The organism is Clostridioides sp. ZZV15-6597 (assembly GCF_020657815.1).
Lineage (GTDB): Bacteria > Bacillota > Clostridia > Peptostreptococcales > Peptostreptococcaceae > Clostridioides.
The window spans coordinates 1-13,877 of record NZ_JAGWCT010000018.1; the positions used below are offsets into that span (position 1 = coordinate 1).

The 13,877-nt window shown below is 30.3% G+C and carries 5 protein-coding genes and 1 riboswitch; all 5 genes read left to right on the forward strand.

Annotation, left to right across the window (positions count from 1 at the left end; translation table 11 throughout):
• Positions 1 to 257: 257 nt before the first annotated feature.
• The 5 genes from KGF52_RS06350 to KGF52_RS06370 all read left to right on the forward strand — a co-directional run bounded on the left by KGF52_RS06350 (position 258) and on the right by KGF52_RS06370 (position 13,875).
• Entirely contained in the window at positions 258 to 1,661 is a 1,404-nt protein-coding gene (locus tag KGF52_RS06350; RefSeq protein ID WP_227839510.1) for a cell wall-binding protein Cwp9, read from the forward strand.
• A 174-nt stretch (positions 1,662 to 1,835) separates the two neighbouring features.
• Positions 1,836 to 1,921: riboswitch (cyclic di-GMP riboswitch) on the forward strand.
• A 122-nt stretch (positions 1,922 to 2,043) separates the two neighbouring features.
• Complete coding sequence (locus KGF52_RS06355) at positions 2,044 to 7,998, forward strand: M60 family metallopeptidase (protein ID WP_227839511.1); 5,955 nt, start codon at positions 2,044 to 2,046, stop codon at positions 7,996 to 7,998.
• A 223-nt stretch (positions 7,999 to 8,221) separates the two neighbouring features.
• Positions 8,222 to 10,102, forward strand: a complete 1,881-nt coding sequence (locus KGF52_RS06360; RefSeq protein WP_227839512.1) for a cell wall-binding repeat-containing protein — start codon at positions 8,222 to 8,224, stop codon at positions 10,100 to 10,102.
• Positions 10,103 to 10,457: 355 nt separating this feature from the next.
• Complete coding sequence (locus KGF52_RS06365) at positions 10,458 to 12,059, forward strand: cell wall-binding repeat-containing protein (protein ID WP_227839513.1); 1,602 nt, start codon at positions 10,458 to 10,460, stop codon at positions 12,057 to 12,059.
• Between the two features lie 217 nt (positions 12,060 to 12,276).
• Positions 12,277 to 13,875, forward strand: coding sequence for a cell wall-binding repeat-containing protein (locus KGF52_RS06370; protein ID WP_227839514.1), 1,599 nt, complete (start codon positions 12,277 to 12,279; stop codon positions 13,873 to 13,875).
• Positions 13,876 to 13,877: the final 2 nt, after the last annotated feature.

The following is a 13,877-nucleotide window of genomic DNA, read 5'->3' on the forward strand; positions in this document are numbered from 1 at the left end:
TGAGATGTTGTTTTTGATTGTTACTTGTTGATTTGGTTATTTTTTGTTTTCTTTGTTTTTTTTTTTTCAAGGAAGAGGCGGGCTACGGAGTTCGGCCTCGTTTTGGTGGGTTCGGGACTTTAATTATAGTGTTTGAGTTATATGGATAACTATGGTATTATATATAAAATATGGTAACAAAACTGTAACTTTTTATTGAGAATAGATAAAAGTATTGATAAAAAAATATGAAAAATATATTGGGGGTAAATAATAATATGAAGAATAGTAGAAAGATATTAGCTATAGGACTTACACTATCTTTAGTAATGGTAAATACTCCTATAGTAAATGCGTTGACATCAGTTGAACAAATAAAAGGTAATGATAGGTATGAAACAGCGGCAAAAATAGCGGATAAACAAAGCTATAATACAGCAATACTAATTAATTCAGATAATAGCTTGGCAGATGGTCTTAGTGCAAGTGGTTTAGCTGGAGCCTTAAATGCGCCTATTTTAATGACAAAACAAAATCAAATTCCAAGTACTACTATGGAAAGACTGAACAAAGCAAACACTGTATATATAATAGGTTCAGAATCGACAATAAGTAAAAATATTGAAAATCAATTACTTTCAAAAAAGAAGGTTGTACAAAGAATATTTGGTGAGAATAGATTTGATACGAGCGTAAAAATAGCTGAGAAAATCAAAGAAATCAAGCCTATTGATAAAGTAATTATAGCTAATGGAATTACAGGAGAAGCAGATGCGATAAGTGCATCATCAGTAGCGGCAAGAGATGGAGTTCCTATAATACTTACAGATGGAAATAGTGTAGGATTTGATACTACAGGATTAAAGAGTTATGCACTTGGTACTAGTGAAATAATAAGTGATGAATTGGTCAAAAGTACAAATTCTGTTAGGTTAGGTGGAACAGATAGATTTGACACCAATAAGAGAGTTATACAAGCGTTTTATAAAAACAGTAAAGAGTTTTACTTAAGCAAGGGTCTACAATTAACAGATGCATTAGCCGCTTCTACAATAGCAAAAAATGCTCCTGTAGTCTTAGTGGAAAATGGTAGCAATAAAAGTATTTTAAGTGGAGCAGACAAACTTACAGTACTTGGAGGAATAAATCAGAATATAATCAAACAATGTATAAATCAAGCTTCTCCAAATCAACAAGGATTATACTATAATCCAAATGATAGAGCGTTTAAGGACAGAATAAAGGGAAAAGTATATGCTCTTACAAAACAATACAGAAAAGAAAATGGAGTAAAAGAGTTATCTGTAGCAAGTAGATTAGAGGGACTAGCAAATGACTGGTCTAATTTAATGGCAAATAAGAAGACTTTATCTCATACAATAAATGGGAAAAATTCATATTCTACTTTTTTAAAGTACTTAGACTGGAGCGCGATTAAGCCTGGATATGTTGCAGTTCAGGGTGAAAATATAATTAAATATAAAATTCCAGATAAACCTGTTTACACAAATAGAGATGCAGATGATATAGGAAATTTTATTTTTAATGAGTGGAAGACAAATCCTGAAGAAGGTACCAATATGCTACATAAAGGATATGAAATAATGGGATTTGGAATAGCCATAACAGGAGATAAGAATATATATGCAACACATGAGTTTTATGGAAGATATAAAGAATAATAAAAATATATACAAAATGATAGTTGTGAGAAAATAATATATAAATAATAAAATTATAATGGAAAATAACATTTATATTAATATAATAATATAAATGTTATTTTTTTATAATTTAGCAGAAAAAAATTGTATCAAAAAGTTTAAATATGGTATAAAATGGGTAAGAAAGTAGTGAAAATTAAATGGCAAAATTAGGGAAACCTAATGACGCAAAACTATAGGGATTAAAGCTTTTAAAGCCATATCAGCCAGTTGCTAAAAAGAGTAAAGTCTTTTTATTTTATAATTAAGATTCTCTTTGAGTGTCTTTTTTTATTGTCTGAAACTATAGTATTTAAATTCATGAGAGATTAGAAATTTATTGAGGGAGGATTGTTGTTTCATGAAAAAAGCAATATCTTGTGTGCTAGCAGTATCAATGTGTAGTGCACCACTAAACGTTTTTGCAGAACCTATATTAGAGGGGAAGTTAAGGGCAGTTGAAAAATCAGTTACAGAGAAGTTAAAGGGGAATCTTGAAGTAGATTTAAATTTTTCACTTCCAATAAAAAATAATGAATCAGAAAGTATAACTAATACACAATTGGAATTAAAAGATGATAGTAATAATAGCGGAATAATAAAGCTTGGAGAAAAAGATTCAGGAACATTAAATATTGGAGCAGATAACATAGAATATACTATAAAAAAACTATCTGCAAGTAGAAGTGAAATAAAAAATAAAGATGAAAATATATCATATTATAATATTGTATTTAATAATTTACCTGTTGGAAAATACAATGTAGAAGTCTCTGGAAGTGGATTTAAGAGTAAAGAAATTAAAAATATTGATATATCAAGTTATTCACAAAGAGTTTTATTAAGCAATAGAGCAAGTGTAGATGATAAAAATCAACCTTTAAACTATGAACTATTCTTGATGGGGGATGTAAATAATGATGGAAAAGTGGATAAGAGTGATTATGAGGATGTATTAAAAAATATAGATTCAAATAAAAGTGAATATGATTTAAATAGAGATGGAAAGGTAGATATTGCTGACCTAGATTATATTCAGAAAAATTTAGGTCAAAGTGAAGATGCAAAAAGCCTAGAGAGTATAGTATCTACCAATCCTATAGTAGATACAAGTAAAGTAACATTAGAAAAAAACAGTGATACAAATATTCAGGGTACTGTAGAGGATTTATTCAGTGGAGAGAATAGTGGAGTTAAAATATCTCCAGCAAATGCAGGTGATAAGATATCAGAAGAAAAACCAGCAGTAATGGATATAGCTTTATCAGAAGCACTTGATATGGAAGTCATAAATATAAAAGCACCTGAAGGGAATGCTCCAGCAAAAGGAATAGTTGAAGTTACAGATAAACATGGTAATGTTCAACAGGTTCCTTATGAAAATAAAGAATATGTGGAAACTTTGAAAGAGGAACAGAAGCAAGAAGAAGTAAACAATGAACAAGAAGAAACAAATAATAAAGATGAAAATATAGAGCAGTCTGATAATAACAATTTAGACAATAATCAAGAAGAAAAAAATGATAAAGAAGATTCAACTTCAAATACAACTGATAAAGAAAATGACGATAAAGAAAATAATGATAAAGAAAATTCATCAACAGATAAGTCTGATTCAGACAAAGATACATCAAAACAAGAAGACAATATCAGCAAATATGATAGTTCTACAACATCTACATACGGTAGGTCAGCAGTAGAAACATATGCAGAAGTTCAAGATAGCGATATAGTAATAAATCTTGGTAAACAAGTAGCAGTAAAAAAGATAACAATAAAAATAACAGCTACAACAGCAAATGATAGAAATCTTGCAGAAATATCTAAAGTTGAATTTTTAAATAATGTATATAAAGAAATACCAAAACCAGATATGAATATACCTAAAATCAATAAAATATCAACTAGTACTGCTGTTGGAAATGAAAAGGTATCTTTTTATTGGAATAATGAAGTAAATGTATCAGCATATGAGCTTATATTAGATACGATTGACAGTAGCGGAAAGGTATTATCAACTAAAAAATTACAAACTAGTAAAAATACTATAGATGTTAGAGATATACAAGCATATGGATTATATAGAGTTAGCATACAGTCTTTAAATGGAGATTGGAGTAGTGGATATAAAGATGCAACAGCAGAAAACTTGGATGGAGTTCCAGAAAATGTAGACTCAAACTATAAGCCTATACAATTTAGTCCTGATAGTATAATAGAATTTCAAGTTGTTCCAGATACAAAACCAGAACCACCAGAAGGTATAAATGTCAAAGGTAGATTTAAGGCTCTTGATGTAAGTTGGAAAAATCATAAACAAGCTAAAGACTTTGATTTATATTATAGAGAAAAAAATTCTAATGGTTCTTGGACAAAATATAATGACAAACTTATTCGTAGAACAAGTTTAAAAATAGAAGGGCTTAAGGATAATACAACATATGAAGTTAGAATGACAGCTACCAATCATTTAGGAACTAGTAGAATGTCTAAAACATATATAGGAACAACTGAAAGTGTGGATGCTCCAACAACACCTAACTATAGACTAATTAATACTCCTAAGTTAGATGCAGGCTTTGGAATACCAACAAATCATATAGTAGATGTTACTTATCCAGCTGGATATGACAAAAGTGAATATAGTGATAAAAATCCATTTAATAAATTTAATGTGGTTGATGGAGATTTTACAACACATTGGACATTCCCAAGCTATAATGCAGCTGAGGGAACGAATAGAGGTCCAATAATAACTTTTGATAAAGCTTATACTATGGATACTTTTATGGCTACACCTCGTTTTGATGTTTCTGATAAGACAATTAATGACTTTGAAATACAATACTGGGATGAAAATGGTCAAGTACATAATTTAGGGGATGTACCTTTTGAAACAAAAACAGACCCTGTAAATAATAATAGATATGTAATGGTAAGATTAAAGGAACCAATAAATGCTACTAAAATACAAGTAAATGTTTGTTCTTCTTATTCATATAAAGCTAATATATCAGAACTTAAATTCTATGAGTATGACAGTATAGAAAAAGATGTAAGAAATCTATTTGTAGATGACTTACAAGTTGAATTAAAAGAAGATGTAACTCAAGAAAAAATAACAGAATTAAAAGATAGAATTAGCACTCCTGATAAAGTGAGTGGCGAATATCATCCATATAGGACAATTATTGATAGAGAATTAAAATTAGCACAAGACCTATATAATGATAGAGCCACACTTGCTGATGTAACAACTGTAAATCAAGATATAAATGTTTCAGGAAAATATAAAGACAAGAGTGGAAACTATACTGTTAAGTCTAATAACCTAGGTATGGGAAATGACTGGCAAGCATTGGGTGTAGCTGCTAGAGCTGGAGATGAAATCACGATATATGTTGGAAGTAAAAGTGGTAGAACTCCTAAACTAATATACACACAATACTATGGAGAGTCTGGTGCATATAAGAGTGGAGAAATAAATCTTAACACTGGTAAAAACGTAATTCAGTTAAGTAAGCTTCATAGTTTAGATGTAGAGTGTGGAGGAAGCTTGTACATAAGATACCCTTATGATACTCCAAGTGGTGGAGATATAAAGGTACGTGTAGCAGGGGCTACTAAGATACCACATCTTAACTTAAATGGAATGATAAATGATAAGAGTCCTGAAGGAGTTTCTGAATCTAAGAAAAAGATAAGAACCTATATAGAAGAATTAGCTAAATATAAGAATGATATAAAGGGAGAACCATATTATCCAGGAACTAATATTGGCAATTCATATGGATATTCAGAAACAACTGGTGTATTAAACACTACAGATATTGAAAGTGATAAAGTTACATTAAATGTTCCTGCAACAGCTGTATATCAAGGAATATCAAAAGGAAATTCTGATTTAAATACACAAGTAGATAGATTGTACAATAGTATGCTTGCATGGGAACAAATAATGGACTTAATATATTCTGAAAGAGGAGTATTTAAGACACAAGACTTAGATGGTAATGGAACTGTAGATGATAATGAATTTGACATAACCAAAAATGATATGGCTCCTAAATCTCGTATGAATATAAAATATCAAAGAATGTTTATTGGAGCATTTATGTATGCTTCTGGTTTACATGTAGGAGTAGAGTATGGTTCAGTTCCAGGGCTTATGAATGGAGTACCTTTCCAAATAGATGCTAGTGGAAAAGCTACAGGAGGAAGTTTATTTGGATGGGGAATAGGTCATGAGATAGGACATGTTACAGATATTGGTAAGATGACATATAGCGAAACTAGTAATAATGTACTTGCTTTACTTGCTCAAACATTTGACGATAAGACACATTCAAGACTTGAAGGTTCAACAATGGACAAGATATATGAACATGTAACTTCAAACAGTTTAGGTATACCGAGCAATGTATTTGAGAGACTTGGAATGTTGTGGCAATTACATTTAGCTTATGACAATGACTTTACTGGTTCAATGTTAAAGAATAACTCAGATGCTGATTTAAGCAATGACACATTCTATGCTAAAATTTCAAGAAAATACAGAGCACTTTCAAGTGGTGACCCAATAAACAACTTACCAAAAGACCAAATGTTAGTGGCAATGGCATCAAGTGTTGTTGAAAAAGATTTAAGAGATTACTTTAAGGCATGGGGAGTAGAAATTACACCAGAGCTAAACAGTATAATGGATAGTAAAAAGTACGAAAAAGAGACTAGAAAGATACAATATATAAATGATGAAGCTAGAAGAAAGATTTTAAATGAAAATATAGTAAGTATGGCAGAAGATACTAAAGTAAGTGCTGGCTTTGCTGATGGAGTACAAAGTGGTTCTCTAGTTAAATCTAATAAAATATCTATAGACCTAGATGTTGATAAAGACAAAGATAAGATATTAGGATATGAGATAATAAGAAGTGATGGAAACTATTTAGATGGTGAGAGTGGAACTCAAGTAAAATACAGAACAGTAGGATTTGTAGATGCAAAAGGAAATAGTCAAGCTAAATTTACTGATAATATATCTCCTCTTAACAATAGAGCATTCACATATAAAGTAGTTGCGTACGATTATCATCTAAATCCAACAGATGAGTTTGAAGTTGGTACTGTAAAATTATCAGATGAAGGAAAAATAAACAAGTCAGCATGGTCATTTATAACAAACACTGTTTCTGATGGTGATATTAGGACTGAAGATGACTCACATGGACCATTACAAAATCCAGAAATTGATAATATAAAGGATAATGATGCAAGTACAACATATAAAGGAAAGAGAATAAGTAAAGCTGAGTGGAACAAAGACCCTCAAAAAGACCCAGATATAAATGTAGAAGAAAATCCATATATAATAGTAGACATGAAAGAGACATTGCCTATAGTAGGGTTAAAATATACAAAACCAAAAAATGAAGCCAGAAAGTTATCACTAAAAGGATTATTCAACCTTAGAAAAGATACTAGTACAACATACAACCCTTTAACTAATTACAAGATACAAGTAAGTAATGATAAAAAGAATTGGGAAGATGTTAGCCAAGGAACTTTTGAATATGGACAAGACTTAGTTGGTGGAGGAAAAGACCAAGATAATGAAGCTAGAGTTACATTTAATAAAGATGGTAAACTTTGGACATACCAAGCTAGATATGTAAAACTAATATCAAACAATAAGTCTAATATAGAAGTTGCAGAGTTGGATATAGTTGGGCCTCCAGGTGACAATATAGAGATTGGAACAGTAAATAGTGTAGACCAAACTCGTACTAATGGAATTGGAAAACTAGCAGAAGATTATATATATCAAAGTGATGACCCTAATACAAGTGAAAATGAAGAAGCTAAGATTCCAGCTGGTTCAATAGTAATTACAGGAGAATACAGTGGAAATCCAGCGTTTAATTTACCATTACTTATAGATAAAAACAATAAAACTATATCTGGAGAAGCACTCTTATTTGCAGAGATACCAGAGAAAGGTGAATTAGGTGAAATAAGTAAAGGTACATGGGTTTACTATATGCCAAAAGAAAGCTTTGATTCTTTAAGTGATAAGGTTAAGGCTGAATTATATAGATATAATGAACTTCAAGGAGATACTCCAATAGGTCAAAGATTTGTAAGTGATACAATGTATGTACCTGTGGAAGCTAAAAATTATGATGAGTTAAAGACTATAAGTCTTACTGATAGTAATAGTAAAGCGAGAAAAGCTACAAGAAATGTTATTGATGTAAGTAACAAGAAGATTATATCTATAAATAATAAAGTAAAAGGTAATATTGTTAGAGACAAATAGTTAATAGAAATTTAAATATAATAAAATGATACTTATGGTATTTAATAGTTAATGTTAATAGCTATTAAAAATTTTAAAGAATAAAAAATTAAATATAAAATATGAAGTAAATATAGCACATGGATGTAGATATAAAATTAAGATAGTCTATAAATCAAATAAATAAGGTTGGGTGGATATTTGATTGTATCCACCTAGCTAGTGGTAGATAAGGAAGGGTGTTATGAGTAAAGGAAAATCTCTTATAAGAACTTTGGCAGTGTCGACTATGGCAGTAGCTATAACTGGTAGTGCTACATGTGCATATGCAGCTCCAGTATTACAAGGCACAAAAACATATGAAAAAGTAAATACTATAGATATATCTGTGGATTCAGTAGAGAATATAGTATATTCATTTCAAGCTAGTATAAAAGTACAAGGTGAAGTAGAAGTGGCAGATAATGAGCAAGGACAAAAGATTAAGTGGTCTGATAATATAGAAGCTCAGATAAAAAGTGGAAATGCAAATGCTAATTGTGTTTCAACATATGATAAAGCAAATAATATAACAACATTAGATATATATGTTACATCAAATGAAGATTTGCTAAATGAAAGTAGCTTAAACATAGGAAGAATATCTGTAAAAAAATCTGGCAGTAATTCAAATGCTGGCTATAAAGTTTTGGGGAATGGAACAGGTGATAAGCCAGCTTTAAAAATTGTAACTTACAACAATAAAACAATTGATTATGAAAGTATAGATTCTGGTGAAGGTTTAATATTTACTCTTATCAATGAGAATGAAGTAAAACCAATAGGAGGAACTGGAGCTAGTAAAAACGACCCTGAAAAGTATAAGGTTGAGAAAAGTGAAGCACTTGAGTATCTGCTAAACAATATTAGAGTAAAATATTCTGTTGTTAGCAAAGAAACAGAAGAAAGTGGCTCAAATATAATACTAAAACTTGGATTATCACAAAAAACAAGTAAAGGAAGAACAGCTACAGTAAATAAATATGTAGAGGTTACACTTCCAAAAAGCTTAGAGTATATAGTTGAAAATGAATTATCTAAACCAGACGAATTACCACCAGATAATAGTGGTGGCAATAATGGTGGAGGAAGCAATTCAGGTGGTTCATCTAGTGGTGGAAACTCTGGCGGAGGAAGTTCAAGTGATTCTACATCTAATGTCACAGTAAAAAAATTAAAAGGTGCTGATAGATTTGAGACTGCTGTTAAAATATCTCAAAGTGGTTGGACAAAATCAGATACAGTTGTAATAGTAAATGGAGAAGACAGAAGTATGGTGGATGGGCTTACAGCTACACCACTTGCCAGTGTAAAAAATTCACCAATTCTTTTATCTTCAAATGATAAACTTCCTCAAAAAACTGTAGAGGAACTAAAAAGATTAAATCCATCAAAAGTAATTGTAATAGGTGGAAATAACTCAATGCCAAATTCAGTTGTTGAAGCTATTAAAAGCGTAAATTCAAAAATATCAGTGCAAAGAATAGGTGGAGATACAAGATATCAAACTTCTATTAATATAGCAAAAGAAATTGATAAGACAAATAATGTAAGCAAGTTATATATAGGGGCAGGAAATGGAGAAGCAGATTCATTATCAATAGCATCATTAGCTGGTAAGGAAAAAACTCCAATAGTACTTACACAAAAAGATGGTGTAGATAATGAAGCAGAACAATTTATTAAATCAAACAAGGTGTCAAATGTATACTTTATTGGTGGAGTAGAGAAAATATCTAACAAGGCTATTGAACAAGTCGGAAAAATAGCAAATAAAGATGTATCAAAAAATAGAATAGCAGGTCAAAACAGACAAGAGACAAATGCTAAAGTAATAGATAAATTCTATTCTCAGTCTAAATTGGATGGAGTTGTAGTTGCTAACCAAGATAAGCTTATAGATGCTTTAGCAGTTGGTCCACTGGCAGCTAAGAATAATTCACCAGTTGTACTTGCTACAAATACGTTAGATAAATCACAAGAAACATCATTAAAAAATAAAAATTCATCTAAGTTGTTTGAAGTGGGTGGAGGAATAGCTTCATCTGTAGTAGATAAGATTAAGAGCTTAATTGAATCAAAATAACTATACTAAGATTAGTAAGAACTAGAATAAGAATGTATTTAGATATATAAATTTATATACCTAAAGTACATTCTTATTTTTTATTTAAGCTGTTTTAGTAAAAATGTAGTTAAAAGAATAATATAATATTAACTACATATATATGATATAAAATAGTTTTTATACATAGATTGTGTTTTAAGATATTAAAAATATACCTAAAAATAATTTATCTAAATTTTGACGAAATAGGACATTAATATCTAGACGAAAGATATTTATATAGGATATACTTTATAATGCATAGAAAATAAAGGAAAAATAAAGAAACAGTACTTCTTTTATAAATATAAAATATAAAAATCATCAGGGGGATATGAAAATGAACAAAAAAATATTATCATTAGGTCTAGCAGTATCATTAATATTGGTGAGCTTTAAAAATGTAAATGCATCATCAACAGTAGAAAAAATATATGGTAAAGATAGATATAAAACAGCAGCAAAGATAGCTGATAGACAAACTTATGAAACAGTAATTTTAGTGAATACAGAAAAATCGCTTGCAGATGGATTAAGTGCAAGTGGATTGTCAGGTGCAACAAAAGCACCAATATTATTTACACAAAAAAACAAGATACCAACAGATACAAATAGATGTTTAAAAAATGTGAAAAAAGTATACATAATAGGTACAGAAGATACTATAAGTAAATCAGTAGAAAAAGAATTAAATTCTAAAAATATAGAAGTCGAGAGAATTGGTGGAGAAGATAGACTAAAAACAAGCTATTTAATAGCTAAAGAAATAGCAACTATAAAAAAAGTGGATAAGGTACTATTAACTAATGCCTACAGTGGAGAAGCAGATGCTATGAGTGTATCATCAGTAGCTACTAGAGATGGAGCTCCAATCATACTTACAGATGGTAAGAGTGTGCCTTTTGATGTTAAAAGTATACAATCGTATTGTATAGGCTCAGAAGAAATAATGAGTAGTGCTATAGTTAAGAATACAAACTCAGTAAGAATAGAAGGAACTGACCGATTTGAAACCAATGAGAAGGTAATTGACTATTTTTATAAAAATGTAGATAGGTTCTATGTATCAGATGGCTATCAATTAGTAGATGCTATAGCAGCTGCACCATTAACTAAAGATTTTCCAATGGTATTAGTTAATGATGGTAGTAGTAAAGTTGTGTTAGAAGGAGCTAAGCATATAACTTCTATAGGTGAGTTAAGTGATAAGGTGATAGAACAATGTGTAAGCGCATCAAAGTCAAATGGGCAATCTCCAACAATCACAATAGGAAATACAGAGCTATATAAAGGGGAAAAGTTTGATAGTAGTAAGTTGAATATAGTAGCTAAAGATAATACTGGGAAGGTTTTACCAATAGAAATTGATGGATTTATAGATACAAATAGAGTAGGTACATATATATTAACATTAAAGGCTACAGATGAATGGGGGAAAAGCACAGAAAAAAGGGTAGAAATAAAAGTGCTAGACGATAAAACTCATGACTACAATAGCCCAGAGTTTAAAAAGATGGTGTCTACTGAAATGTATAACCTAATTAATTCTTATAGAAAAGAAAAAGGGAAAGATTCTTTAGTAGTATCTAGTAGGCTAGAAGGAATGGCAAATGCATGGTCTAAGTATATGATGGATAAAAAAGTTTTTGCGCATTATATAGATGGGAAAAATGCTCCACAAGTATTTTCTGAATTTGGAATGAGAAGTGAAGAGAATATAGCATATATTTATATTAATTCTAAGAGTGTTCAAACGACTCAAGATGCTAAAGATATGGCAAAGACTATATTTGAAGTGTGGAAGAAGTCTCCTGAGTACAACGCAAATATGCTTAGTGATGATTTTTATAGTACTGGATTTGGACTTTATATATTATCTGATGGTCAGGTACATGCTACTCAAGAATTTTTAAATGGTAATGAAGGTAGCTTGTAAAAAATACCATAAATCTTGTTTTTTTGTTAATTTACTGATATCATAAAATTTAAAATCACATCTAAAGTACTTTTTGTAATCTGTTTTGTTATTTACTTTACAGGTTATGGTATTTTAGATGTTTTTTATTTTAGAATTTATAAATTTTAAGGGAATAACTACTGAGGATGTAATTTATAATGAGTTGAATTATTAAAAGATTGGTAGGAGGAGTTTTATGAAGGTAGATAAGAGAATATTATCAATAGGATTGACAGTATCATTAATAATGGCAGGGTCAATAAATATCAATGCACTTTCAAGTATAGAAAAGATACAAGGGAAAGATAGATATGAGACATCTGCATTGATAGCAGATAAACAAATATATGACACAGTCATATTAGTAAATACTGATAATTCTATAGTAGATGGATTAAGTGCAAGTGGATTATCAGGAGTTGCAAAAGCGCCTATAATGTTGGTACAAAAAGATAAGATACCAGCTGATGTTGAAAAAAGATTAAAGGATGTTAAGAATGCTTATGTTATAGGTACAGAGGATACTATAGGTAAATCTGTAGAAAATCAACTTAAGAATAAGGGTATTGAGGTTAAAAGAATTGGTGGAGAAGATAGAATAAAGACTAGCTATCTTATAGCTAAGGAGATTTCTACTATTAAGCCAGTAAATAAAGGTGATAAAGTATTCCTTGTAAATGGATATACAGGTGAAGCTGATGCAATGAGTGTATCTTCTGTTGCAGCTAGAGATGGAGTACCTGTAATACTTACTGATGGAAAGAGCATACCGTTTAAGGTTGATGATGTTCAATGTTATTCTCTTGGGTCAGAAGAGATAATGAGTAATGAACTTGTAAGTAAGACTAATTCTGTTAGGATTGCTGGTAAGGATAGATTTGAGACTAATAGGAAGGTTATACAACGTTTTTATAAGGGAACAAAGAAGTTTTATGTTTCTCAAGGGTATAAGTTAGTTGATGCTGTGGCAGGTTCTCCATTAGCTAAGGAGAAGCCTATAGTACTTGTTAATGATGGAAGTGATAAGAGTGTGCTTAGAGGAGCTGATGAAGTTACTTCTTTAGGCGGAATGGATAAGAAGGTTGTTGAACAATGTGTGAGTATTGCGTCTGATAAAAATACTTTGCCTACAATAACTGCTAATGATGTAGAGCTTTCTGTAGGGGATAAGTTTGATAATAGTATGTTGAATATAGTTGCTACTGATTATTATGGAAATGATTTAAAGGCTAATGTTGAAGGAAATGTAGATACCAGTAAGGCAGGTACATATGTTTTAAAAATAAGTACTTTTGATAATTTTGGTCAGAAGTGTGAGATTAGTGTAAATGTTAAGGTAATTGTAAATACAAGTACAAAAGATCCTAATAGTTATGAGTTTAAGGCTATGGTTTCTAATGAAATGTATAATTTAGTGAACTCATATAGAAAAGAAAAAGGTAAGAAGAGTTTAAGAAAATTAGATTCTTTAGCTGGAATGGCAAATTCATGGTCCAAGTATATGGATGAAAAGAAGATATTTGCTCATGAAATTGATGGGAAAAATGCAGCTGAAATTTTTTCTGGTTTTGGAATGAGAAGTGATGAGAATATTGCATATTTACCTATGAATGTTAAGTCTGTTTATACATCTAAAGATGCAAAAGATATAGCTAAGTCTATTTTTGATTTGTGGAAGAAGTCTTCTAAGTATAATGAGAATATGTTAAAAGAAGAGTTTTATAGTTTTGGATTTGGAATGTATGTTTCTACTCAAGGTGAAGTTAATGCTACAATGGAATTTCTAAATAGTTAGAC